The sequence below is a fragment of the Methanobrevibacter sp. genome, assembly GCF_045130115.1.
Lineage (GTDB): Archaea > Methanobacteriota > Methanobacteria > Methanobacteriales > Methanobacteriaceae > Methanocatella.
In genome coordinates, this window is the sequence record NZ_JBGUPC010000012.1 from 47,709 (window position 1) to 74,190 (window position 26,482).

The 26,482-nt window shown below is 36.5% G+C and carries 24 protein-coding genes; 13 read left to right on the forward strand and 11 right to left on the reverse strand.

The features are described from left to right. Nucleotides 1-211: 211 nt before the first annotated feature. Nucleotides 212-583, forward strand: coding sequence for a DUF5518 domain-containing protein (locus tag ACJMML_RS02560; RefSeq protein WP_405305828.1), 372 nt, complete (start codon nt 212-214; stop codon nt 581-583). Between the two features lie 15 nt (nt 584-598). Then, nucleotides 599-1,009 carry a hypothetical protein gene (locus tag ACJMML_RS02565; RefSeq protein ID WP_405305829.1) on the forward strand — a complete coding sequence of 137 codons (411 nt, stop codon included), beginning with the start codon at nt 599-601 and terminating at the stop codon, nt 1,007-1,009. A gap of 5 nt (nt 1,010-1,014) precedes the next feature. Here the strand turns inward: ACJMML_RS02565 and ACJMML_RS02570 are convergent, their stop codons facing one another. Continuing rightward, nucleotides 1,015-2,106, reverse strand: coding sequence for a formate--phosphoribosylaminoimidazolecarboxamide ligase (locus tag ACJMML_RS02570; protein ID WP_405305830.1), 1,092 nt, complete (start codon nt 2,104-2,106; stop codon nt 1,015-1,017). Nucleotides 2,107-2,220: 114 nt separating this feature from the next. On the opposite strand from ACJMML_RS02570, the gene ACJMML_RS02575 reads away from it, so the two are divergent. Together ACJMML_RS02575 and ACJMML_RS02580 are read left to right on the forward strand one after the other, a co-directional pair. After that, the gene (locus ACJMML_RS02575; protein WP_405305831.1) at nt 2,221-2,760 is read left to right on the forward strand and encodes a metallophosphoesterase; all 540 of its coding nucleotides are present in this window, start codon (nt 2,221-2,223) and stop codon (nt 2,758-2,760) included. 1 nt (nt 2,761) lies between these two features. Beyond that, the gene (locus tag ACJMML_RS02580) at nt 2,762-3,394 is read left to right on the forward strand and encodes an RlmE family RNA methyltransferase (protein WP_405305848.1); all 633 of its coding nucleotides are present in this window, start codon (nt 2,762-2,764) and stop codon (nt 3,392-3,394) included. Nucleotide 3,395: 1 nt separating this feature from the next. On the opposite strand, the gene ACJMML_RS02585 is transcribed toward ACJMML_RS02580, so the two are convergent. Beyond that, nucleotides 3,396-3,815 (reverse strand): hypothetical protein, encoded by a 420-nt coding sequence (locus ACJMML_RS02585; protein ID WP_405305832.1) that lies wholly within the window; start codon nt 3,813-3,815, stop codon nt 3,396-3,398. Nucleotides 3,816-3,931: 116 nt separating this feature from the next. On the opposite strand from ACJMML_RS02585, the gene mcm reads away from it, so the two are divergent. The 5 genes from mcm to ACJMML_RS02610 all read left to right on the forward strand — a co-directional run bounded on the left by mcm (nt 3,932) and on the right by ACJMML_RS02610 (nt 8,730). After that, nucleotides 3,932-5,932, forward strand: a complete 2,001-nt coding sequence (gene mcm / locus ACJMML_RS02590) for a minichromosome maintenance protein MCM (protein ID WP_405305849.1) — start codon at nt 3,932-3,934, stop codon at nt 5,930-5,932. 132 nt (nt 5,933-6,064) lie between these two features. Next, nucleotides 6,065-6,472, forward strand: a complete 408-nt coding sequence (locus ACJMML_RS02595; protein ID WP_067040760.1) for a translation initiation factor IF-2 subunit beta — start codon at nt 6,065-6,067, stop codon at nt 6,470-6,472. 31 nt (nt 6,473-6,503) lie between these two features. Next, on the forward strand, nt 6,504-7,547 hold the full coding sequence (locus ACJMML_RS02600) for a 60S ribosomal export protein NMD3 (RefSeq protein WP_405305833.1): 1,044 nt from the start codon (nt 6,504-6,506) through the stop codon (nt 7,545-7,547). Nucleotides 7,548-7,555: 8 nt separating this feature from the next. After that, nucleotides 7,556-8,518, forward strand: a complete 963-nt coding sequence (locus ACJMML_RS02605; RefSeq protein WP_405305834.1) for a tyrosine--tRNA ligase — start codon at nt 7,556-7,558, stop codon at nt 8,516-8,518. After that, complete coding sequence (locus ACJMML_RS02610) at nt 8,518-8,730, forward strand: hypothetical protein (RefSeq protein ID WP_405305835.1); 213 nt, start codon at nt 8,518-8,520, stop codon at nt 8,728-8,730. Before ACJMML_RS02605 ends, ACJMML_RS02610 begins: the two co-directional genes overlap by 1 nt. A gap of 47 nt (nt 8,731-8,777) precedes the next feature. Here the strand turns inward: ACJMML_RS02610 and tmk are convergent, their stop codons facing one another. Next, the gene (tmk, locus tag ACJMML_RS02615; RefSeq protein ID WP_405305836.1) at nt 8,778-9,356 is read right to left on the reverse strand and encodes a dTMP kinase; all 579 of its coding nucleotides are present in this window, start codon (nt 9,354-9,356) and stop codon (nt 8,778-8,780) included. Nucleotides 9,357-9,435: 79 nt separating this feature from the next. Between tmk and ACJMML_RS02620 the strand changes: the two genes are divergently transcribed. The 3 genes from ACJMML_RS02620 (at nt 9,436) to ACJMML_RS02630 (ending at nt 16,356) form a co-directional block, all read left to right on the forward strand. Further along, on the forward strand, nt 9,436-11,940 hold the full coding sequence (locus ACJMML_RS02620; RefSeq protein WP_405305837.1) for a DUF3656 domain-containing protein: 2,505 nt from the start codon (nt 9,436-9,438) through the stop codon (nt 11,938-11,940). Continuing rightward, nucleotides 11,937-14,351 carry a U32 family peptidase gene (locus ACJMML_RS02625; RefSeq protein ID WP_405305838.1) on the forward strand — a complete coding sequence of 805 codons (2,415 nt, stop codon included), beginning with the start codon at nt 11,937-11,939 and terminating at the stop codon, nt 14,349-14,351. Before ACJMML_RS02620 ends, ACJMML_RS02625 begins: the two co-directional genes overlap by 4 nt. 79 nt (nt 14,352-14,430) lie before the next feature. Then, complete coding sequence (locus ACJMML_RS02630) at nt 14,431-16,356, forward strand: MutS-related protein (protein ID WP_405305839.1); 1,926 nt, start codon at nt 14,431-14,433, stop codon at nt 16,354-16,356. Between the two features lie 78 nt (nt 16,357-16,434). Here ACJMML_RS02630 and ACJMML_RS02635 read toward each other — a convergent pair whose 3' ends face one another. Beyond that, nucleotides 16,435-16,935, reverse strand: coding sequence for a hypothetical protein (locus ACJMML_RS02635; protein ID WP_405305840.1), 501 nt, complete (start codon nt 16,933-16,935; stop codon nt 16,435-16,437). Nucleotides 16,936-17,413: 478 nt separating this feature from the next. Here ACJMML_RS02635 and ACJMML_RS02640 point away from each other — a divergent pair, with 478 nt between their 5' ends. Next, on the forward strand, nt 17,414-18,835 hold the full coding sequence (locus ACJMML_RS02640) for an MFS transporter (protein WP_405305850.1): 1,422 nt from the start codon (nt 17,414-17,416) through the stop codon (nt 18,833-18,835). 165 nt (nt 18,836-19,000) lie between these two features. Here ACJMML_RS02640 and ACJMML_RS02645 read toward each other — a convergent pair whose 3' ends face one another. The 7 genes from ACJMML_RS02645 to ACJMML_RS02675 form a co-directional block, all read right to left on the reverse strand. Beyond that, a complete protein-coding gene (locus ACJMML_RS02645; protein WP_405305841.1) occupies nt 19,001-19,810 on the reverse strand; it encodes a hypothetical protein in 810 nt (269 codons plus the stop codon). An 18-nt stretch (nt 19,811-19,828) separates the two neighbouring features. Then, nucleotides 19,829-20,401, reverse strand: a complete 573-nt coding sequence (locus ACJMML_RS02650) for a transglutaminase family protein (protein ID WP_405305842.1) — start codon at nt 20,399-20,401, stop codon at nt 19,829-19,831. Nucleotides 20,402-20,582: 181 nt separating this feature from the next. Continuing rightward, the gene (locus tag ACJMML_RS02655; protein ID WP_405305843.1) at nt 20,583-21,887 is read right to left on the reverse strand and encodes a pectate lyase-like adhesive domain-containing protein; all 1,305 of its coding nucleotides are present in this window, start codon (nt 21,885-21,887) and stop codon (nt 20,583-20,585) included. Between the two features lie 663 nt (nt 21,888-22,550). After that, nucleotides 22,551-24,200 carry a coenzyme-B sulfoethylthiotransferase subunit alpha gene (gene mcrA, locus ACJMML_RS02660; RefSeq protein ID WP_405305851.1) on the reverse strand — a complete coding sequence of 550 codons (1,650 nt, stop codon included), beginning with the start codon at nt 24,198-24,200 and terminating at the stop codon, nt 22,551-22,553. Between the two features lie 7 nt (nt 24,201-24,207). Next, on the reverse strand, nt 24,208-25,002 hold the full coding sequence (mcrG, locus tag ACJMML_RS02665) for a coenzyme-B sulfoethylthiotransferase subunit gamma (RefSeq protein WP_405305844.1): 795 nt from the start codon (nt 25,000-25,002) through the stop codon (nt 24,208-24,210). A gap of 15 nt (nt 25,003-25,017) precedes the next feature. Beyond that, nucleotides 25,018-25,512, reverse strand: coding sequence for a methyl-coenzyme M reductase operon protein D (gene mcrD, locus ACJMML_RS02670; protein ID WP_405305845.1), 495 nt, complete (start codon nt 25,510-25,512; stop codon nt 25,018-25,020). 10 nt (nt 25,513-25,522) lie between these two features. After that, on the reverse strand, nt 25,523-26,482 hold a 960-nt coding region (locus tag ACJMML_RS02675), incomplete at its 5' end, for a methyl-coenzyme M reductase subunit beta (protein WP_405305846.1).

Here is a 26,482-nt window from a genome sequence, read left to right on the forward strand (position 1 = left end):
AAATCCCTTCAACAGTCAAAAAAGAATATTTAATTCATTATTTATTTATTGATGGATATTATATCCATTTAAATTAATTTCAAGCTTTTGTAGACTGTGAAAAATGTTTAAGAAATTATTGGAAAATACCGACATTTTCGTTGACATTCCCCGTGCAAAATATAAAAACTTATAACAATGAGATTAGATAATTATATTAAACAGTGATACTATGGCAAAAACAAGTGCAGTTCTTATTGGATTTATACTAACAATTTTTGTAAAATTATTTTTTGCACCCTATGAATTTGTAGGATTATTGATTATAGGATTCATTACAGGATATCTTGCTCATTCCGGAGCATTAGGCGGCCTTTGGAATGCCGCACTTGCAGGAGCATTAGGTACAATCATCTCTGCAATATTATTTGTTTTGGTTGCAACATTTGGAGGAAGTTTTGCAGGTCCATTTGGAGGATTGACTGGATTTACCATTTCCGGAATTACAAGCCTGATTACTGTTATTGAAAGTTTAATTTATTATGCAATTGTAATGGGAATTACCGGAGCAATTGGAGGAGCACTAGCTCCTAAAGATGAATAGTTTTGGAGATATGAAATGAACAAGTTTACAAATTTTAATTTTAAGGCTTTGGTGTTTGGAGCGGCAATAGCTGGCGCATTCATATTATTCGGATGGCAGATTAATGATTGGCTTTATCCATTTGCATCAATCGGACTTTTATATGCGGGATATGGCCAGAACAGCTGGCAAGAGGGAACATTGAGCGGTGCGATTGCATCAACACCTATCATTGTACTGACATTCCAGGGATACATGGGCCAATTCGATGGATTTTTCTTAACTCAAAATGGAATGATCGCTTTAGCGGCAATGATATTCATTATTGGTGCATTCGTCGGTTTCGTTGGCGCATGGACAAAAAGAAGTCGTGAAAAAGCATTAAAAGAACAGGAAAAAAGACAGAAAATTGGTAAAAATAAAAATAAAAAGAAAAATAAAAAATAATAACTCTATGTTATTATTTTTTCTAATTCATCTCTTTCTATACCGTTTTTGATTTCAAGAGCAATTCTTCTTCCCATACTCATTGGTTTACCATAAGTCAGGTATGAGTAAGGAGAACCATCCATGAATGTGTTTGTTCCACCGTCGGTTCTTGCACTGATTTCAAAACAGATTACTTCCAGATTATCATTTACTAATGTTTGCATACAGAATGGTCCGTTTAATCCAGGAGCAACTAATTTTTTAGCACTTTCGGTTAATTTATCAGCAATATCGAACACTTGTGGAAGTAAGGATTCACGAATAACGGCAGGGTGGTTACCGGTTACAACATAAGATGGACTTAAATCAATGTCCAATTGGTCTTTTGCAGGCATCCTGACAAAACCATCAATACTTGATTCATATCTTGTATCCATACCCATTAACTCAACCGTATCATCGAGTGCTGAGTAGAAATAGTGAATACAATAATTACATCCGGAAACATACTCTTCAATGTGAGCAGCTTCCACATCACTGTCCTCTAACCATCCACGAGCCTTCATGGCTTCAATTTTTGCATCGAATTCTTCGGTAGATGATGCTACAAAGTAACCTCTTCCACCTCTTGCACCAGGGAACTTAACCATTACAGGACGGTCGATTTCTGAAGGGTCATTATATTTGAATGGTATTCTCACACCACCTTCGACAAGCAATGCTCTTTCTTTGTCTCTTTCAGCTTCCCATCTGAGCACATCCCTGTTTCCAAACATTGGGACATTAAATTTATCTTCTACATTATCAAGTCCGGCATATGCAACAAAAGATCCGTGAGGAACAACGATTGCGTTCATATCTCTGAGTTTTTGTTGAACATCTTCATTGACTATGTCCTTGAATTCATCAACAATGATGTATTCATCTGCAACGCCAAATCTTTGATATGGAACTTCTCTTCCTTTTTCACAAACGATAGCGGTTCTAAATCCTTCTTCTTTTGCACCTTGCAAAATATGTAAAGAAGTGTGACTTCCGAGAGTAGCTATTGTGATTTCACTTTTGTCATAACCAGCCAAAATATCTAAAATATCTTCCTTTTTAACTTCTCCCATTTTATCTTCTCCTAAAAGAATGATATTTAAATATATATTTTTAACAATTAATAAAGTTTTTTTAATTAATTTTAATAGGAATAATTAACAGAACATTATATGAATAATTAAGGAATGAAAAAAATGTTAATTGGTTTAATATCAGACACCCACATACCTGACAGAGCAAGAATATTGCCTCAAAATGTTATTGATGCATTCAGCGATGTTGAATTGATTTTACATGCTGGAGATTTGACTTCCCCGAAAGTTTTGGATGAACTGGAACAGATTGCTCCGGTCATGGCGGTTCAGGGAAATATGGACAGGGCCAATGGAATCGACCTGCCAAAGGCAAAGATTGTTGAAGTCGAAGGCCTGAAAATCGGAATCATACATGGAGAAGTGTATCCACGAGCAGACAGCGACCAGCTATTGTATCTGGCCAAGGAATTGAATGTGGACATCCTTGTTTCAGGACATTCACATCAGCCTAAAATAGAGCAGAAGGAAGGGATTCTGCTTTTAAATCCGGGAAGTCCGATTGTCCCAAGACTTGCTGACAGAACAGTGATGCTGCTTGAAATTGATAACAGGGCAGTTGATGTGGAAATCGTTAAGATTGGCTCTCCAGTATGCAGCGCACTTGATTTTGACCAATACAAGAGGGATTGAAATGGGAAGCAAATGGCAAATGGAAAAACATAATGACCCCTATTATAAAAAAGCTAAAAAAGAGGATTACCGTTCAAGAGCATCATATAAACTCAAACAGCTTGATAAAAAGTATAAACTCATCAAACAGGGAAATACCGTAGTGGACCTTGGCGCCGCACCAGGAGGGTGGTCCCAGGTCGCACTGGAAAAGGTAGGTGAAGACGGAATCGTTGTTGGAGTCGATTTGAACAGGTTCAAAAAGTTCCAAGAGGAGAACTATTATGGAATCAGGGGAGATTTTACGACTCCAGAAGTTCAGCAAAAAATAATGGAAATCATCGGAGGAAAAGCTAAAGTCGTAATGTCCGATGCGTCACCTTCACTTTGCGGAATCAAAAACATCGACCAGCTCAGATCCATTGACCTGACCTATGCTGTTATTGGAATAGCTGAGAATATCCTGGAGCCAAAGGGAAACCTTGTAATGAAGGTATTTCAGGGTCCTGAATATAAGGAGATGTTGGATTCTCTTAAAAGCAAATTCAGACATGTCAGAACTACCAAACCAGCATCATCACGTAAAAAGAGTTCTGAAATGTATGTCGTCGGCCTCGAATACACGCCTAATAAAAAAAAGAGAAAAAGAAAATAAATTAAAGTTCGTTGTAGGCCTGATTAGCTGTTTTGAGTTTTTCTTTAGCAAATTCAATCCTACTGTCCACTTCGTTAGATGGTTTACCTGCATCTAAAGCACTTTGAACATTCTGAATAGCCGAATCTGCCCGTGACAACTCTATTTTAGCATCATTATACACCTTGACATCATCAGGACCGCCTGCATAATAAGTTGCTTTTATACTATCAAACTTGACAGACAGATTATTATATGAAGATCTTAACTCTGCAAGTTCATCATATTGTGTTCCAGAGGATATCTCATTTGTAATTCCATTTGAAACAACACTGTAACCTACATATGCAACAACAATGATTGTTGAAATTATCATAATGATTCCAACAACAGAAATCATCATTGAAGTGGATTTGAATAAGCTCAATCTAGATTTTCTCATATTAACCTCAAAAAATAATCTATTAGTTAATGATATATTAATTTTAGTATATTAATGTTACTTTTCAAATGCTCTAAGGCAATGTTTTTTAACTATAAAAAAATAATATTATGACAATGAACTCTACTACCAAAACACAAACATCAACTGCAAAATTTGAAGAATTTTTTGCAACATCATATAAGGATGATGTATTTAAGATACTTGAAAAATATCCTGATGAAAGGTCTCTGACTGTAAATTATCAATCATTAGAGATGTTTGATCCGGAATTGGCGGATTTGCTAATTGAAAAGCCTGAAGAGGTTATTCAGGCGGCACAAATCGCAATAAAAAATATTGACCCGTTAGTTAAGGATGCAGACATCAATATTCGTTTTGAAAATCTGAGCAATATTGTGGCGCTAAAGGACCTTCTAAGCAAATATATTGGAACATTTGTCGCCGCTGACGGAATTGTGAGAAAAACTGATGAAATAAGGCCTCGTATTGAGACTGGTGTTTTTGAATGTAGAGGATGCATGAGATTGCACGAGGTCGAACAAACATCCGGAAATCACATTATAGAACCGTCATTATGCAGTGAATGTGGAGGACGGTCATTCAGATTGCTCCAGGAGGAATCCAAATACATCGATACCCAGACCGCAAGGATGCAAGAGCCTTTGGAGAATCTGTCCGGAGGAACCGAGCCTAAACAAATGCTGATGATTTTGGAAGACGATTTGGTTGACGATTTAAATCCTGGAGATAAAGTGAGAATTACCGGAACATTAAAAACCTTCAGAGAGGAAAGAAGCGGCAAATTCAAAAACTACATTTACGTAAACCACATAGAACCGCTGGAGCAGGAATTCGAAGAATTGCATCTTTCCGAAGAAGATGAGGAAAAAATCATTGAACTGTCACAGGATCCTCACATTTACGATAAGATTATCCAATCCACAGCTCCATCAATCAGAGGATACAGAGAAGTTAAGGAAGCAATTGCTCTCCAACTATTCGGAGGAGCTGCCAAACAGCTCGAGGATGAAACCAAACTAAGGGGAGACATCCACATTCTGATTGTTGGGGACCCTGGTATCGGTAAATCCCAGATATTAAAATACGTCTCAAGACTCGCCCCAAGAAGTATCTATACAAGTGGTAAGGGTACAAGTGGTGCCGGATTAACCGCAGCAGCAGTAAGGGACGAACTCGGAGGATGGTCTCTTGAAGCCGGTGCATTGGTGCTCGGGGACCAAGGTAACGTATGTGTTGACGAACTGGACAAGATGAGGTCAGAAGACCGTTCAGCGCTTCACGAAGCATTGGAACAACAGACCGTAAGTATTGCAAAGGCAGGAATCATGGCAACATTAAATTCAAGATGTTCCGTTCTTGCAGCGGCAAACCCTAAATTTGGAAGATTCGACAGGTACAAAGTGCTTGCAGAGCAAATTGACCTTCCTGCACCAATCATTTCCCGTTTCGATTTAATCTTTGTAATTGAAGACAAGCCAAGTAAAGAGGGGGATTCAAAGTTAGCGGAACACATCTTAAAAATACATAAAGAAAATACCGTTAATTATGAAATTGAACCTGAATTACTTAGAAAGTACATTGCATACGCCCGTAAAAATGTCAATCCTCAACTGACCGATGAAGCTGTTGAAATTCTGAAAGAATTTTATGTAAGCACAAGGAACAGCAACCCTGAAGAGCAGGGCGCAGTTCCGATCACTGCAAGGCAGCTCGAAGCACTCATTCGTTTGGCGGAAGCAAGCGCCAAAATCAAACTCAAGGACAAAGTTGAAAAAGAGGATGCTGACAAAGCTGTGAAATTAACGTTATACTGTCTAAAAGATGTTGGTGTAGATCCTGAAACCGGTGAAATCGATGCCGAAGTCCTTAGTGGAGGAACACCGAAATCAGACAGGGACAAAATACAAAGAGTAACTGAAGAAATCAAACTCCTTGAAGAAGAATTTGCCGGAGATGCTCCATTAAATGTTTTAATATCCAACATGAGTGAAAAATATGGAGTCAGCGAAGATAAAACCGAGCAAATTGTAAGAAACCTTGTTCAAAAAGGAGTCATCTACGAACCAAGCACAGGATACTTTAGGCGGGTATAGCCTGAATAATCCATTTTTTTATTTTTTTTATGAAAATTTTTGCAAAATCCCCATATTAACAATACATTAATATAACATTAAAACAAAACTTAATATATTATACTTATACTAATTTTATAAGGAGCGATAATTATGGACAAATATGAAGATTTATTAGAAAGAGCAATAGACCAATTACCTCCTGAAGTATTTGAACACAAAAGATTCAAAATTCCTAAAGCTTATTCAGATATCCAAGGTAATAGAACATTCATTAAAAACTTTAAAGATGTTGCAGAAGGTTTGAACAGAGACCCTCAACATTTATTAAAATTCTTAATGAGAGAATTAGGTACTGCAGGAAATATTGAAGGTCAAAGAGCAATCCTACAAGGTAAATTTACCCACTACTTAATTAATGAAAGAATTGAAGATTATGTAGACAAATATGTAATTTGCCACGAATGCAACAGGCCAGATACAAGAATTATCAGAGAAGGTAGAATATTCTTACTTAAATGTGCTGCATGCGGTGCAACAGCACCTTTAAAATCATTATAATTCTACTTTTTTACTTATTTTTAGAGATATTATGTTTTGTCCAGAGTGTGGAAGTACAGATAAAGAAATGGTTGGAGACATCTGCATAGACTGTTTTTTGAAAGAATTCCAGATGATCGAACTGGAAAGGCGCATTGAAGTTCAAATATGCAGCCACTGTAACAGCAAACTTGAAGAAGGCAAGTGGAGTGATGAATTCATTCCTGAAGAAGAAATTATCTACCGCGCACTCGAGAGAAACATCAAAATCGCCGATGAAGTTGAAAATGAAATCATCAACCTTGAGATAGACCAAATCAAGGGAACAATAGCTTACTGTTATGTCGAAGTTGTCGGTGAAGTTCATGGCAAACAAATAGAAGAAACCCACGAGTGTGAAGTTAAAATCCTCAAGACAGTTTGTCCGAGTTGCAGCAAAATGCAGTCCGGATATTATGAAACCGTTGTTCAATTTAGAGCAGATTCAAGGGAAATAAAAGATGAAGAATATGCCAAAGCCGATGAAATTGTAGAACGTACATTGATAAAACAATCCAAAAGCGACAAATTAGCATATTGCCCTCAGATTGCAAAGCTAAAGGAAGGCTATGATTACTATATCGGATCTTTCAAATCAGGCCACAAGGTTGCCGAAGCGCTTACAGAAGAATTTGGAGGAATCGTGAAGGAATCTCCAAGGCTCATCAGTGAAGACAAATCCACCGGAAAAGGGCTTTACAGAGTTTGGATTTCTGTCAGAATCCCTGAATTTGAAATTGATGATTTTATTGGCTTTGAGGATAAGATCCTACAAGTGCACAGCATCAGCAAAAGCAGCGTTGTTGGAGTCGACATTTCAACAAACAAAAAGCATAACATCCCAATGAAAAATATGGAAAACATAAATCTCGTTAAAAAATCAGACGATATCGAAACTGCAACAGTCATTTCAAAATCCCCTCAATTCATACAAATTCTCGATCCAGTCGACTATTCTGCATTGGACCTGAACATGAAAGAGGAATATGATGAATTGAATGTTGGCCAAGAAGTGAAACTTATTAGAATTGACAATAACGTTTATTTATTGAATTAAGTGATAAAATGAATATTGAAGAAAAGATTCAATTGATTGAAGAAGGAACTTTGGAAGTTATAGACACTGAAGAATTGAAAGAAGTGCTTGAAAAAGAACAGCCTATAGCTTATACCGGTTATGAACCTTCAGGTAAAATCCATTTAGGCCATGCCGTAACCGTGCAGAAATTAAAACAGCTCCAGAAGTTAGGTTTCAAAATCAAAATCCTGTTAGCGGATTATCATGCATTCCTTAATGGAAAAGGAACAATTGAAGAAATCGCCGAAACTGCGGAATACAACAAAAAATGTTTCCAGGCATTAGGGCTTGATGAAACCACCGAATTCGTTTTAGGGTCCTCTTTTCAGTTAGAGCCATCCTACACCGATAAAGTTTATCAATTGGCCACCATGACCACCTTAAAAAGGGCCAGAAGAAGTATGGATCAGGTAAGCCGTGCAGACGATAACCCTAAGGTGGCAAGTGTAATCTATCCTATTATGCAGACTGTTGACATGGCTGCACTGGAAGTCGATATCGCCCTTGGAGGAATGGAACAGAGGAAAATCCAGATGCTGGCACGTGAAAACCTGGAAAAAATCGGTGAAAACGTTCCCGTATGTATTCACACACCTTTATTGCATGGTCTTGACGGTGACGCAAAGATGTCTTCAAGTAAAGGAAACTACATTGCAGTGGACGATTCCGTTGAAGTGATCACCAAAAAAATCAAGAAAAGTTTCTGTCCTCAGGGAGAAGTTGAGGGAAATCCTATGATTGAGATTGCAGAAACATTCGTTTTCCCAAATCAAGATACTTTACTTATCAAAAGACCTGAAAAATTCGGAGGAGACATTGAACTTACCCATGATGAGTTGATTAAAGACTTCAGTGAAGGTAACTTGCATCCGATGGATTTGAAAAATGGAATTAAAGACTTCTTAATTGAGTTCTTTGCTCCTGTTAGAGAATTTATGGAGGAAAACTAATGGTAGAAGAAAAAGAAGAGTTCGAAATGGGTTTGCCAAACGGTGTTGGTGAACAGATGCTTGCACATGCTTTTGAAAAATTCGACATTAAACTGGAACAAACCGAATTCGGTCCTAAATTAATCGGCGAATATGATGAGCTTGTAAAAGTAAGAGAGTTTCTGGAAAACGCAATTCGCGAAAGACTAGAAGAATTAGAAGGGAAAAAATAATTTCCCAACCTTATTTTTTTTAAAACTATATTAAGGATTGTCCGCAGCTACAGAACGCAGTCCGGACAAATTCCAAGATACGGCGCAACAGCCTTTTTAATATCTGAGGAGACCTTATTCACACCTCGGGTTGCATCAATTATCTCGCAGGTGTAATCCTTGGAAAAGTTAAGATAGTTTTCCCTGACCCTGGTTAAAAATGCCTCGTTTTCAAAGGTATCCTCACCGGAAGTCCTTGCAACTGATGTCTTGACATCCAAATCAAGCAAGATTAGCAGGTCAGGTCTTTTGGCATATTTATTTAGAACCCCCACCCATTCGGCATTGTCCTGATATGCAAGAGATGAGATGAATGACCTGTCGGAAATGATAATCTTGGATTTATCCTCAAGCTTGTCCATTATCATCATCCTGTCAGCCGCAAACAGTAGCGCCAGAAGATTCTGAACCTTATCTGTTTGTGCATCGGGACGCTGCAGAATCTTGTGAATCAAATCCCCAATTTCAGACTCTGTCGGTTCCACTACCGTTTCAACCCTGAACCCATTGGCTTCAAGCCAGTCTTTCAGCATTTGGATTTGGGTTGATTTACCTGCACCATCAATTCCTTCAAAAACGATATACATATGATAGAATATGTTTTAATTTAATATATAATTAATTACAAATATATAAATGAATAATCAATCAAGGTGTAATTATAAAATGGTTTTAGAAGAATTATTAGCTCCCGCAGGCTCTCCTGAAGTGTTGACAATTGCAGTCAATGCAGGAGCCGATGCAGTTTATATTGCAGGCCAAAAATATGGTGCCAGGGCATATGCTAAAAACTTTAGCTTCGAAGAAATTGAAAAGGCAGTGAATTATGCCCATATGAATGGCAGCAAAATCCATGTGACCGTCAACACATTGGTCAATAACTTTGAAATAGTTGACGTTTTGAAATACCTGTTCAAATTATATCAGATTGGAGTGGATGCAGTCATCGTGCAGGATTTCGGATTGATCTGGCTTTTGAAGACATTCATTCCTGATTTGGAAGTACATGCATCAACACAAATGGGACTGAACAATTACTCATCAATCAAATGGGCTGCCAAAAACAACATAAAAAGGGTGGTGCTTCCAAGGGAAGTCACAATCGATGAAATCAGGCAAACAACAGAACAGCTTAAAAAGGACAACATAGACATGGACATTGAAGTGTTCGGCCATGGAGCGCTGTGCTATTGTGTCAGCGGAAAATGCTACATGTCCTCATACAACAGTGGCAGAAGTGGAAACCGTGGAGCATGTGCCCAGCCATGCAGACGGGAATACCGCCTGAAATATAGGGGATACAACATCGGAAACGGATATCTCCTCTCAACACACGACCTTGCAACATACAATAATCTGAAAGCCATTGAGGATGCAGGAGTCAAATCCCTTAAGCTTGAGGGCAGAATGAAATCCGGGGACTATATAGGAACCATTGTAAACAGCTACAGAAATCTCATTGATGGAAATCCTGGGGATTATAAAAAAGACCTGCACCTTGTTTTCAACAGGCAATTCACAAACGGATACATGATGGGAGACAAGCCTGGAGACGTTATGGGCAGAGGCCATTCAGGGCATGAAGGGTTATATATCGGAGACATCACAAACATAGAGGGCACCAAGGTTACAATCGAGATTAAAAACAAGGAGATACCCGTCATTTTGGAGCCTGGAGACGGAATCGCCTTCAAATACAACGGCAAAATCAAGGGAATATATCTTGAAAACATCATCAAGCAGGACGAAAATGAAATCGTCATTGACACCACACGCCTTGTCAAGGTCGGAACCGAAGTGTTCATCAGCTATTCCAAATCCACTCACGACTATCTCAAACAGTTCGAAAAGGAAACAATCAAAAACAATGTGCCGATTAACTTATCATTAACCTGGGATGAGAACCTGAACCTGTTTACCAAAGTCGAATATTACGTTGACGGCGAACTCATCAATTTCAGGCATAAGACACTGGACAAATTTGAAAAGGCTAAAAACAAGCCAGTTACTGAGGAAATCATTGAAAAGCAGCTCAGGAAAACCGGAGGCACACCGTTTTACATTGATGAAATCCGATTCAACAACATGCCTAAAGATATTTTCATACCTATCCGTGAAATCAATCAGATCAGACGGGAAATCCTGGACACCGCAACCGAATTTCTAATGAACCATTACACCCCAACCAAGAAATCAGTGAAAGCGGTTCGAAAGGACCTTGCCAAATTCATTGAGGAGTATGAAAGCTATCCCGGCAAAACCAAAAAGAAAACACCCAAGCTGTCAGTATTCATTGATGACATTGCCCAAATCAAGGCAGCTTCCGGATTTGACCTGAAAAGAATTTACTTTGATGGAAACTGCCACTACAACAACCCTGACGACTACTTTGAAAACATAAAGGAAACCTTAAAGCAGGGCAGCCTAATGGCCGCACCGACTGAGTTCGTTTGGGTCCTGTCATCCTTCATTTCCGAAGAGGATGCTCGCAGATGCCAAAAGATAGTCAAGGAACTTCAGGATGAAGGAATAATTATTTCTGTGATGGGAGACTTTCCGGCAATGGCCGAGATATTTGACTGCTCAATTCATGGAAATCATAACCTGAATGTTTGGAACAGCTTTTGCGTGCATAATCTGAACGCTTCAGGATTCAAATCCCTGATTCTGTCATCAGAACTTTCAGGTGACGAAATCAGAGAGCTGGTACTGAGAAACCATGACAGAAACATTGACCTGGAGATGATAGTCAACGGAAACCTTGAAGTCATTGTGAGCAAGGACGACTTCACCAATCTGAATGACGGTAAAGACTTCATAATATCAAACGATGCTGATTATGCAACACTTGAGGACAAAAAGAGAAAAAAATTCAAATACAAGATATTTTTCGACTACAACAGGCAAAGCCACATCATCAACAAGGACTGCCTATGCCTGATTGAGGAAATGAATGAAATCAAGGAATTAGGCCTTGATTCCCTGATTCTGGATTGCAGATATTCAAATGAGAAATATACTTCGCAAATTCTATCAATTTATGATGAAAGCCTTAAAAACAAGACACAGGAAGAGTTAACCCAATATAAATACCAGATTATGGATTTCTCACAATCCTACATCAACAAGGGAAATTATATTGAGGGAAGATTGCACGAGGACAAAAAATGAGAATTCCAGAATTGCTGGCACCGGTCGGATCAAAAGAACACTTGAAGGTAGCTATCAATGCGGGAGCCAGTGCAGTCTATCTTTCCGGAAAGAATTATGGCGCCCGAAAGTTCGCAGACAACTTCACATTGGACGAGATTGAAGATGCGATAAACACCGCACATATGCATAATGTCAAGGTTTACGTCACCGTAAACACCATAATCAAGGAAAGTGAGCTTGAAAACGTTATGAATTACCTGTCCAAGTTATATGCCATGGGTGCAGATGCCGTTTTAGTGCAGGATTTAGGTTTAATTGAATTAATCAACAGACATTTGCCCAATCTTAAAATCCATGCTTCAACACAGCTGACCTGTGAAAATCAGCTAAAGCTAAATTACCTTGAAGGCAAAGGAGTGAAAAGAGTTGTGCTCCCCCGTGAGATGAGAAAAGAGGAAATTGAAAGTCTCAAAACCAATATGGAACTTGAAATATTTGTTCATGGAGCATTATGCTACTCATATTCCGGACAATGCCTGATGAGCAGCTTCAAGGGTGGACGAAGCGGAAACAGGGGAACATGTGCCCAGCCTTGCCGTCAAAAATATAGTATTCAAGGAATCAAAAGACAGGACTGCTATCTATCACCCAGCGATTTGTCATTATATAATCATTTAAGGGAGATTGCAGAGCTGAACATTAGATCAATTAAGATTGAAGGAAGGATGAGGTCCAAGGAATACCTTGCGATTGTTGTAAGCAATTACAGAAAGGCATTGAACAAACTGAAAAGCGGGAAAACAACCTCCTCCGAAGAAATAAATCTGGTGTTCAATAGAGGATTCAGCGAAGGGCAATTCCTAAACGCCTCAAAAAGAAGCATAAGGGCAGGCCATATCGGTTTGAAGATTGGCCGTGTAATCAAAAGCAGTAAAAATCAGCTTGCAATACGGCTAAACGATTCCATAACAACAATTCCCGAAAGGGGCGACGGTCTGCTTATTGTAAAAAATGATAATGATTATGGCTTTGAAATATCCCAGGACCCAATGATAACAACCATGAACCATTTTAAAAAGGGCAAAAATAAGCAGGTAAAGGATTTAACCAGAAAGGATAAGGTTTTGGTTGTCAAAAAGGTATGGCAGAACAGGGATGCTGACTTTAACCTTAATGAATCTGAAGCGTATCTGACAAAAAGAAACAGACTGGCCAAAAAGGTTAAGGAAATCGAAAACAAGGGTTCAAGCTATGTCAAATCCAAACTGATATTGACATTTTCCATTAAGAACAAACTGCCTGTTCTAAAAGCGAGACTGACACTTGCCAACCGTAAAGAGATAACTGCCGAAGTGACTGGAAACACTCCTTTCGAAAAGCCCCTTAAGAAAAGCGTCAGTGCAGATACCATCAAAAAGCAGCTACTGAAACTTGACAAGTATCCATTTGAAATAACACAAATCAACATCAATTATGACGGAACGCTGTTCATTCCGATAAGCAGGATAAATGAACTCAGAAGAAATCTGTTGGAAAAGCTGGAAAGAGAAACCGTAAACTCATACAAGCACAAAAATAAAAGGATCATATTGGACAAAAAGAAAAGCACCTCCAAAGGGGAAGTCAATTTTTCATTCTATACAAACAATCTGAATCATCTGAAAAATATTGAAGGAGTGAAAAGGGTTTATTTGGAGATTCCTCCACATGACGATTCTTTAACCATTAAAGATGAAAATTACAACCTGAACTACATGATCAGCTTCATCAGGGAGGCCATGGAAATTTCATATGGCAAGGATTATGAGCTGATTTGGAAATGGCCCGACATCACCCACGACAAGTTAATCCGGGCATTGAATAAAGTGAGAGGAATATTGAACAAAATGAACTGCTCCATTCCAATCATGAGCGCCAATTTCAATGCACAATATGGGCCTTATTCAATGAACATTGCCAATAGCTGCAGCGCCGACAGTCTTGAAAACTATAAGATATTGACAATTTCACCTGAACTGCGCAAACAGGACTATGAAGACATCATAACCTCAAGTAAACATCCTGACAAAATTGAAATGCTGGTTCAGGGTTCCGTTGAGCTTATGAAGACACGATATCCTATTTTATACGGAAATGAAAACAAAAGGAATTATGAAAATTATCTGATTGACGGCAAGAACAGCAGATACCCAATCCACAAAAGCATTTCAGGTGAGGAATTGATTATCTTTGACGGCAGCGAACTTTCGCTATTGGAAGAAATTAACCATCTTAAAAATTGTGGATATTCTAATTTTTCAATTGACGGACGATATAAAGACGATAATTACTATAAAATAGTTAACATCTACAGACAAGCTTTAAATGGAAATATTGACAAAAAAGAACTTGAAAAATACTGTCCTAAAAATACCATTGCCAACTATTAATATTACTTTTCAAATGCTCTCGGCAAAATCGGATATATATTAAAAAATATATTATGTATACAAAAAGGGTTTGGTAAAAATGTGTGGAGAAAGAATTACATTGCAAAACATTAAAGGGATAGGGGATAAAATCTCTGAAAAGATACTTAACAGCGTTGGGGGCGAAGAGGAACTCCAAAAAATAGTTGATAATGTTGACGTTGAAAAGATATCCTCAATAGATGGAATCAGCCAAAGGAAGGCCATTGAGATAATGAACCAACTGCTCGGCAATCCCCAGGAGGATTTCATAAAAAGCGACAGGGCAATGGAGCTTTATGACGACATCATAAACAAGATTTTGGCTTATTCAAACACTTCATACTCTAAAAATAGAATATTGCTGCTTTCTCCTACAAAAGACATTGATAAAATAAGTTCAAACCTTGATTTTGTAATGAATGCCAAAGAGCATGTTTCACAGCTCCCTATCATTAAATTGAGAGGTTTGATGAAAAACCTGAAGGAAGTTGAAGAAGCCAAACCAGAGTATGACCCGAGCAAAGCCATCATTGTCGAATCCGAAGAGGACAATTCCTATCTGACCGATTTGGGATTGAATCAATATTATCCTATCATTACCGCAAGCGATTCCCCGCTTCTTAAGGAAGAGCTGATGAACTATGATTTGGTATTTTATGTTTACTCACAGGGAATACTTGATTTTGAAGGAATGCCAAACCTGATAATGATTAATATTGACGAAAACGATTATGAAATCGTTCCGGAAAAGATAATCAATTTCTTTATTCAAAACAAGGAGCTGTTCTTGAGAGTTCATGAAATACAAAAGATCAGAAATAAGGATAGCGTTTTAGGAGAAATCATACCTATCATTGATGAGTTGAATATTATCGACAAAAGGGAAGTGGATATTGAAGAACTTGTATTTTCTCTAAAAGATGAGATGGATGACGAATTGGAAAAATCCATAAAAAATATAGATCTTGAAGGAGATGAAATACTCAACTTATTAAACAATAACTTCCCTCCAAAGATTAGCAAAATATTTGACGAAATTATCAATAAACGAAAAGAAATCATTCGGGAAAAAACCGGACTGAGTTTTGACCCATACTTCAGGACATATCCTATACAAATAGACGAAACTGAAATCCAAAGAGTGACTCTGGAACAGTCATCAAGAAAGGAAAACGACATCTTCGACATTAAGAAAAGCGCCGCAATTGAGCTGAACTCAATTAAGGAGCGTGCCATCAAAGAAGTTGAAGACACAATTAAATTCGACTATGAATTCAGTTTGGGCAGTTTTGCATATGAATACGGATTATGCAGGCCGAAATTTTGCGAAGAAATAAAACTGAAAGGAGCCTTGCACCTGGAATTATCACTTGAAAAGGACAAGGACTACGTTCAAAAAGTGGATTACCAGTTAACACCCGATGAAAACATTGCACTTCTAACAGGAGCAAACAGCGGAGGAAAAACAACACTATTAGAAACCCTAACCCAGATATCCCTTATGGCCCAAATGGGACTACCAGTAAGTGCAGACAGTGCCGAGATAAAATTATTTGATGAAATCTACCATTTCTCAAAGAAAAGATCTCTCGATGCCGGAGCATTCGAATCATTCTTAAATGTGTTCATACCAATCGTCACCACCAATAGTGAAAAGTTAGTATTATTAGATGAACTCGAAGGAATAACAGAACTCGATGCAGCCGTCAAAATCATATCCACCTTCATTGATATGATTAAGGAATCCAATTCTTACGGTGTGATTGTCACTCATATGGCAAGGGAACTGATGAATTACACCAACATTCGCGTAGATGGTATTGAAGCAAAAGGATTAGATGAAAACTATAATCTGATTGTTGACAGAACCCCAAAAATGAATTTCCTTGCAAAAAGTACACCGGAATTAATTCTAAAAAGAATATATGAAAAATCAGATGATGATTTAAAAGCGGTATATGCTAGAATTTTAGAAAAATTCTAACCCTTATACTACTTTTTACTATTTCAATTGAAAAAAAATGAAAAAAAGAGATAAATCATAATGATTTATCTGAATATTCTATTTGATTATTGAAGCGAGAGTGTCATCATCAGGTGCGTTAACTTCAACCAATTTACCGTCTTTAATGAATCTGAAAGTAGGTGTATTATCATTGTATTTATTTGCATCATAAACACCGTTAATTCCAGATATAGTTTTGTTAACTTCATTATCTACAGGTTTTAAATTGGTAAATTCATTATCATCAAAGAAAAATACTTTTACACATATTTCTTTGCCGTCTTTAATGAATTGGCACACTGAAACTTTAGCATCTTTTATGTCAGGAGAATCTTCAGCTAATTTTTGTGCACTTTGATTTTCTTCAAAACCATCAGGAATAGTCAATTCAACATCCTGTAATTTTAATTTTCCATTTTCAAAAGACATGGCCCCGCCATTGGAGTTACTGCTGTCGCTTGAAGAAAAATTAAAACTCCAGCTATCATCTGCACTTACTGCACATACTGTTAAACAGACTGCTAGTAAAACTGCAAGAATCATTAATATCTTTTTCATAATTTTTCACCTCTTAAACAACATATTTAAAAAAAATATGCAAATTATAAAATATATATTTCATTCTAATTAAATATACTAAAAAATTTAGTGAGATTATCAAAACTATTTAATTTAATAGGTACAAACTGTCATTACTTAACTGTTTGAAATTTAAAATTTTCTAATGATTTCATGACCTGTCTTTAAAACATGATATTTTTCGATTAGACCATTAAAAGTTATCAAATATTGATTTTCCACCACCCAATATTTTAATATATTATTTATATATTAACTTTACATAAATAATTATTAATAGGATATGGAATTTATTTGATATGCTATTAAACATCTATGACAAGTTAGTCATGTTAAACATTAAAATGGACATATAGGAGGATTAATAGATATGAATGAAACGGTCAAGGAACACTCATGGATTCCATTAGTGTTAGTTGCTTGTGCTTCATTTATTATAACATTGGATGCGACATTCATGAATGTAAGTATCTCTAAGGTTGTAGTTGATCTGCATACTGATGTAAGTACTATTCAGTTGATTATGTCATTTTATACCTTAATCACTGCTGCATTCATGCTTCTGAGTACCAAACTTCAGGACATAGTTGGTAAAAAGAAACTGTTCATAATCGGTACCATTCTTTATGGTGTCGGTACATTTACTGCGGCAATAAGTTGGAGTACCCCAGTGTTATTTATTGGATGGGCATTGATTGAAGGTATTGCCGGAGCATTAATGACACCTGCTACTGTTTCCCTTATTAGTGGAATCTATTCTGGTGAACAACGTACATTTGCTTTGGCGATTGAAAGTGTAATGGTCTCCATTTCTGCTGCTGTCGGCCCACTATTCGGTGGTTTCATGACAACATTCCTAAGTTGGAGATGGGGATTCGCAGTTGAATTAATATTTGTTATCTTTATTTTAGTAATGCAACATAAAATACCTGATTTCGAACCTACTGAATCCAGAAGCGATTTGGACATTACCGGTACCATAATTTCAGTTATAGGACTTGTCTTGTTTGTTTGGGGTATTTTAATGCTTACAAAAGATTCATCCAGCGTTGCTATAATAGTTATAGGTTTAGCCATCTTAGCACTATTCGCATGGTTTGAAATCAGAAGGAAAAGAAATGGCAAAGTGCCATTGCTTGATATGGACTTATTCAAAGACAGAAATTTACGTGTGGGAGCAATAATTAGGTTAATAGGTTGTCTTGCAATGGGAGGAGCATTGTTTGCAGTTTCACTCTTCCTGCAAAGTGTAATGCAGTTAAATGCATTGAATACCGGTTTGACTACACTTCCGATGACTATAGGTCTGCTTATTTTCGCAATAGCAGCCCCAAGTTTATCCACTAAATTTAGTCATAAGACACTCATTGCAGTAGGATCTTTAATCGCAATCATTGGATGTGTGATTTTAAGCTATCAATTCAGATTGAATACAACAATGTATGATCTAATGCCTGGCCTGTTTGTATTGGGTGCGGGACTTGGTTTTGTAATGTCTTTAAGCACAGACATTTCATTAATCAATATTCCTAAGAAAAGTGAAAACAACGCATCCGGTGTTCTTACAACCACTCAGACATTAGGTGAATCAATGGGTACAGCACTTATTGGAGTAATTCTAATTCTCGGAGTTATGGGAGGTCTTTCCACTGCAATCGATATGTATGCACCAGAGCATTCAAACGACCCACAATTCTTTGATGATGCCGCCAATTACCTACAAGCGGCCGGTACAGAAAATATTACACAAGACAGTACTGTCATGAATGCCGTAGATGTCATTATTCAGGAAGCTATGGGATTCGTAATGATAGTAACGGCAATTCTGCTGGGAATTGTATTTATTGCAACGTTGCGGCTACAGCCTAAAAAACAATGAGAGTTAATCTCTCATTTTTCTTTTTTTAATTATATTAAAGTTTAGTAAATATTATAAAGACAATGAATCATTTAAAAATCTTGTTGCCCGTATAATATACAAAATATAATGTACTTTTCGCATCTACACACTATATTGCAGATAATAACCCTGAAATAGTTATGGCTAATCGCAAATGTTTTTTAAAGCAATAGTCAAATGATTCATGAAATCATCTCTTGTTTTTTCATCCAACTCCAGAATAGACAGGTAAGGATTTAAATCCTCAAGCTCCACCAATAGCAATTCGCCCTCTTTTGTCCTGCAGGCATCCACTCTTTGGATTCCGTTTTCAATGTCATTCCAAGCAATGAATTTTTCTGCAAACTCCTTATCATCTTGGCTGAATTCATATTTTTCGAGTTCCCATCGTTTATCCTTATCCGGAGCATATAATGCATATTCCAAGCTGTCATTAATGAAATAGAACGATACCTCATATTCAAAGTCAATTGCCGGTTGTATTAGCATGTTCACAAGGTCTTTTTCAAATAATTCACTCTTTGTTAGAAATTCTAGGCCTATTGAATCTGCACCATCCTTCGGTTTAATGACATATCTTTCACAATCCGGAAGCAGATTTATGTTTTCAAGATCATCAATGGTTGGAATAACAGGATAATCCTCTAATGTCAAATCCAAAAGATATTGTTTGCCTTTCATATCTGCCTTGCCTACAAACTCATTGAAAGTCCTGATATTGTTTGAAGTTACCCTCTTGACAAAAGATTCATACTCCTCCTCAAAACCACTTACAGGACCGGTATTTCTAAAAACGATTAAATCCACATCGTTTTCAAAATCCTTTGAGTTTTTCGGATGGCACAATGCAATGTCAAAATGTTCCTTTAATATATCTGTAACATATAAATCCTCTTCAAAATATTTCCTGCCTTTGGCTTCATAGTACAAATCAGTTAAATACAGTATTTTCATGTTTATTTCCCCCAATTACTAAAACTCAAAGTCTGTTGAGATTTCAAATATGCTTTCACATTCATTCAGGATATTAATCAACCGTTCATCCAAATCGGAGTGATTGTCATGATAGTCAATTTCACCCAGTTCACTTCGGATTGTATAGGCCAAGCGTTCCTCATCCAAACTGAAATACGCGTTAATATTTTCCTTATTTCCCCAAGCATCAAGTCTGATCCATTTATTTAAATCTTTTAAATACACAGTATTTAAAGCATGAATCATATAACCCTCACTTGCATCATCTGCTCTTGTAAGCAGCTGATAACTGATGCCTGCTGGAATCTGATTTGCTCTTAAAAGTGCTGCGAGAAGGCATGATTTTGTCCAGCATATTCCAGTCTTATTTTCAAGCACTTCACTTGCAGTTTTTGAAACCACATCTGTTTTAATGTCCCATGAGTGAGGAATTTCATCCCTAACAAAGATGAAACCTCGTTTTATATAATCCAAATCATCTTCAGATTGATTCATTAATTCCTGAACCTTATCTTGAATAAGAGGATTCCTGTAATTAATGCTTGGTGTTTCCATCAAATATTCTTCCATTTAATTCATCACACATCATAATTGATTAAATTTAAAATAAAATAAAAATATTGTTTTATTAATTTAAAAAACTTTTTAAAAGGGATTTTGCGCGCATACTATACAAAATATAATGTACTTTATCTGCACATTGATATTATGCTCCAAATTATATAAATGTAAAAAAATAAGCTATAAACCATCACCATGGAGGATTATTATCGTAGACCACTTCCCTATTTTTATTTTCAAAATTACAATTTTTTAAATTGGAATCAAATTCAACTGTTGAAAGTATTGCACTGCCTAAATAAGCATAATTACCGAAAAATGTTGAATCAATAATATTTAAATCACCATCATTAAATATGGCTCCACCACTTTTTCCTACACCATTCTTTGAAAACATACAGTTAATTACAGTTAATTTTTTACAATTAAAAATGGCTCCCCCATTCTTGTTGGCTTGATTATTGCATAATTTTGAATTGCATATAATTAACTCACCCTCATTCATTATTGCACCACCTTCAACAAATGAATTCCCATTTTTTAATGTGATATTTTTAATTTTAATATTTTCACCATTTATCAAAAATATAGGTGATTTTCCACGTGCATCAATAGTGTGGCCACCCCCATCAATGATTAAATCATGCCTATAGATTTCTATTCCATCAAGATATTTTGAATCCTCATCTGCCAAACAGTTTAAAGCAATATCATATTCCAATTTAATTACCTCTTCTCTAGAATTATTTATCAAATCCTCCAGAAAAGTGAAATCTTTAACTGAAGATTCCATGATTGTACCCTTATTAACAATCATGTCCCTTGAACCGGAGGTTTGAACACAACCCTCGTTAAATAATGATTTCTGTTGATCTGACGAATACTCTCCTCCAATATGTATTTCCTTATAATTGCATATATCATAATCATAATCAGAATTTTCAGTTACATTATTTTCAAAATTAACATTTTGAAATACAATCTTTCCACAATTATCTAATGCACCATTATCCTGCGTGATGTTGTTTTTTATTGTGGAATCAGAAACATACATATCTTCAGTATTGCTTATTGCACCCCCTTTGTTTGCAGAGTTATTGGAGAATACTGATTTGATAATGCGAAGAGTATAGAATTCATTGTGTATTGCTCCACCTGAACGAACTGCAGCATTACCATCAAATATGCAGTTTTCAATATTCAGTTCACCGGAAAAATTTACTATTGCACCCCCAAAATAATTAAACCCATTTATAAATCTGATATTTTTTAATGTAACATTTCCAAAACATGAAAATATCCTTGTTTTACCTTTAGCATCAATAGTATGGCCTTTACCATCAATAACAATATCAATCATAGGATTATCAATTAAAATTCCGTCGGAATACTTAGATGCCTCTGCATCACTTAAAACAATATCAGAGTCTAAAACTATAGGCAAATGCCTCGCTTTTTGGATTAAATCATCAAGATATTTAAAATTATTTGACATGTCAAACACCAATTGTAACTATATAATACTATTATTAAATATACATTTAAAGAAATTGATTTACATTAACAGCAATGAATTGCCAAACTCCCACTAAAATTAACATAATCTAAATACATTAATAATTAGTTGTAAGATTAATACTCCATTTAAATAAAGTAAAATTAAATTTAACTCAATTGTATAAGTGTATAAGATTGAAATGAATCTTCCCAAATAAAATATTCGAAACAATATTATAATAAGAACTCATTTTATAAAAATAAAAATAAATATTAAATAATTAAACTATTCAATACACCATATTAATTTAAAATAAGAAAAAACAACTATCAAACTCTGACAAATCATATGAATGCCAGAAATCATTTAAAAATCTTGTTGCCCGTATACTATACAAAATATAATGTACTTTAGCCCTACAGCAAAATATTAAACTCAAAATCATATACTTATTAATTTCCGATTTTGAATCAAATTAATATTATTACAATAATTGAAAAAGAGAATAAAGAGATTAAAAGTAATTTTTTAATTTTAATTTAATTAAGGGATTTATCCTATTAAATACAATAGCTTCTAAAATTAATATATTTCAACATTAACATCTACATGAGAAAATTTAAAAATGAGATATGATAAAAAAATAAAAAGGAGATAAAATTATCTTGATGGGATAATAATATCTCTTTCACCAGATGGCATGAATTCCCTTAAAGCTCCTTTAGCGATTTCTTTTCTCACATGTCTGAAATCGAATGTATTATTATTATCTGCGAAAGCGATTTTAATTAGAGGATTTGTACAGAATGCATCTCCCCTTGCAGCATGAGGCGCTTGGGCAATTCCTGCATATTCTGGTTGGTGACCTACGTTCATCGCATAGTTTGGATAATTAGGTCCTCTTAATTCGTGAATTAAACCTTCATCACTTCTAACTGATAAAGAATTGGCTGCACCAGCCTGGTCCTGCAAGTCATAACCATAAAATCCAAGTCTGGAATGAGTTTCCTTATGCAAAATCATACTTAGATACCAACCGTTAACACCGGCATTTGAATTTCCTGTAGCGAAAGCTGCGGAACATCCTGCCGCTGCAGATACAACTGATGCTCTTTGAGAACCACCAAAGTGTGTTTCCAAAAGAGTAGGTAATTCATATTGTTCCAATCCATAAAGTGTTACTTCAGTGGAAATGTCACGTACTGTATCCATGCTTAACTCCGCTTGGCACATTCCATAGTTGTCTTCTACATAGTCCATACCATAATAGATGAAGTCATCCAGAATATCATCAGTGTATGTTGCACTGGCATATTGAGTAAATCCTACTCCCCCAGACATGTATGAACCTAACCATACCTGATCGTATAATGCTGCTCCTGCAGCAATTACTTCCAAGGTTATCTCAGCAGGGTCATCGGAAATTCTTGAAGTTTGAACAATATCTGCCAATGTACCAAATGCTACACCACCAGGTTCATTAGGACCTCTTGCACGCCTAGCAGGCAAGAATGCTGCCATACCAATAACATCCGCATGTTTTGCAGCATATGAAAAGTCCGCAATGGCTGCTTCTCCTGCACATAATTTATATGCATTAATGAAACTCATACCAATTTGCATAGCAGACCATCTTGAAACTGTACCACCGTCACAAGCCCTTACGACAAGTGTAGGAACTTTACTTACCTGATATGTTTTATTTCCAACATATTTTTTAAGCATTTCAGCCTGATCTTCCGGAAACTCCTTGTTGATATCAATCAACACTCTTTTATCTAATTCATCAGCCAAATCATCATTGCCTGTAAAGATTTTAGCATAACAATCATCTACAAGACCCGGATGCACTTCCACCATATGCTCCTGAACTACTGCTCCTCCAGGAAGCGCATGGTTAATGTTTTCCATATACTCGTTGATTGTTTCTGGAGTTACTTCAACACCCAATCTTTCCTGCAATACTGAATGTGCTGTGTCCATTCCCACAATGATGGTTCTTTTAATGTCATCCACCAATTGTTGGATAGCTGAATTGTTACAGAAATGTAAATCATCCCCTTCAACATAATCTTCAGTGCCGGAAATCTTATATGCCATCAATTGCCTTTGACCTAACGGCACTCCAATGTCAGGATTATAGAAAGGCATGTTTCTTTCTTTAGCCAGCTTTTCAGCAGCATCATTGAATTCCCTTTTTCTTTCGGATTGCTTCCATCCGTCAAAGCAGTAGAAACTGGTGTGATCACTTTCCTGGTCTTCTCCTTTAAACTTATTGTTTAAAGCTTCTAAAAATTTTTTATCTTCCAAAGCCATCTCATTCACCTAATTTCTTTTTTAAGTCTTTAGAAAATACTCCTAAACCATATCCACCCTTGGTACGTGCTTCATGAATATTTTCAACTACTTCAAGTGCTTCTTTATCTTGTCTCATACCGATATTATCTTCCCTGTAGATTGTTGTGATTTCTTTTAGATATTCCTCATCCAAAGGTGCACCGACATCTACCAACTCATCCAATGGACGACCTACCTGATCTTTAACATAATAAACATGACCATCCTCTTCATTGAAGACATATCTTTGAAGACCATCAAACATTAACCCGTTTTCATCCAATCTTAATGAGTGTCCGTGTACGGTTGCTCCCCTCATACCTGATCGGGCAGGGTCAAAAATATCTGTTTCTATCAATTCTTTAGAAATTTTTTCTAAATCTTGTTCCCTTATTTCTATTACCTGTCTTCCAGATAATGTACCTGTATCTACCCCTCTGTATCTCCACATGTAGGTTCTTGCCCTATCATAAGGCTGTGCCGGAGCATTGTACATTGAATCAGCAAATTGAATATACCTGACCCTAATACCTTCTGCTGCACCAGGAGTAGGTTCTACAATACTTTTAATAATATCCCCATCATCTTCCATTTCAGCCAATGGTGGATGAACTGTTTTATAACTTTCACCGGGATTTCTATGACCCAATATCTTTACGATACCCTCATCAGAGACTTCCCTTATCTTTTTAAATTTATGCTCTGGATCCATATGCTTTCTTCTGTTTTCAGCAATTTTTGTTTCACCAGGGCCAAATTGTGCTTTATATGTCATAAATTCACCATAAAATTATTTTATAACTTTTACCGTTTCAGAACTTCGTGCACTAGAATCAACTAAACCAATGTAACGTTTGTCAATATGATTTTCAAAACTTTCACCATACTTTAAATAATCGGAAATTGTGCTTTTAGTTCGAGTGAATCTTCCAACCAAAACTGTAACATCACATGGCATGTTTTCGTCTAAAATAACCTGCAATTTATCCATGAACTCATTGAATTTGGAAATATCTGCTGTGATGACAATATCTCCAACCATGACTCTTAAGTCCACATCATTTCCTTTAACTTGAATTGTTTTTCTGTCCGTATGATTTACTTCATGGCCTTTACCCGGACCATAGAATACTTTTTTGGGAAGAGAAGGACCATGTATCAATACCCTCATGTTTCCTTCCAATTCATAAATCTCATTTAGAATTTTTTCACAGGTGTCTGGCTTTAAAAATCTGTTTGGAATAATCTTAATATCAATTACATTAACTTGTTTTGATTCATCCATGAAAAACACCTTAAATTTTATCTTTAATTTCTCCTGCAACCTTGGCCACATTTGGAATAGGGTTTCTAAGGTTATCAATAGTACCGTACACAATTCCAATTAATGCAGATGTTCTTTTAACTGAAAACATCTGAGTTCCTGCATCCAAACACATTGCAGCTGATGCACAAGGAATTGCAGTTCCTTTTGCATGTCTTGTCACTACGTGGTTTCCATGGAAGGTACCTGGTCCCCCACCACCATAAATGGAGTGAGAGAAGAAACTAAATCCTACACCTACACCTTCAGTTCTACCGTAATCCACACCCGGAAGGCCTGTCTCATATTCCAGCATGTCATTATAATACAATACTGTTGAAGCTACACCTTGAGCTGCTCTTGCGGCACCTACATTAACAATGACTGCAGCAAGCAATCCTGCAGCAGCATATGCATTCCATAATGCCCAATCCACAGGCTCATACATGTTATATCCTGACGGCATCTTTTTAGCGACTCTGATAACATTGTCCTCAATAGCTCTTCCAACCAAGGATTGGATAACTGTTCCAACAGTTCCCTTACCATTTTCTTTAACGATATCAAACACCAAATTATCTGCATTTAAACCTTGATATGCCAATGTCAATAAATGCATTCTTTCAAATGCACCAGTAGCGTCACCAGTTTCAATCATTGCTGTCTGTTCCATAATTGAAGACAATGCAGCTGCATTTAAAGTTTGCTTATTGGTAATGGCAACTACATGGTTTGCCATGACATTTCTTAAACCATATCCCAATCCTTCCAACAATACAGGAGGCCCTAAAAGAGCACTGATATTAGCACCTGAAAGATCGACAGTTCTCGGATATGCTCCCATTACTGCAGTTTTGATTGTTGATGCATCGAACATGTTAACTTCAAAACTGTCAATAATTGCCTGAATGGTTGCAGCACCAGTCTGCATTGTTGAAACAGAATAATCTGC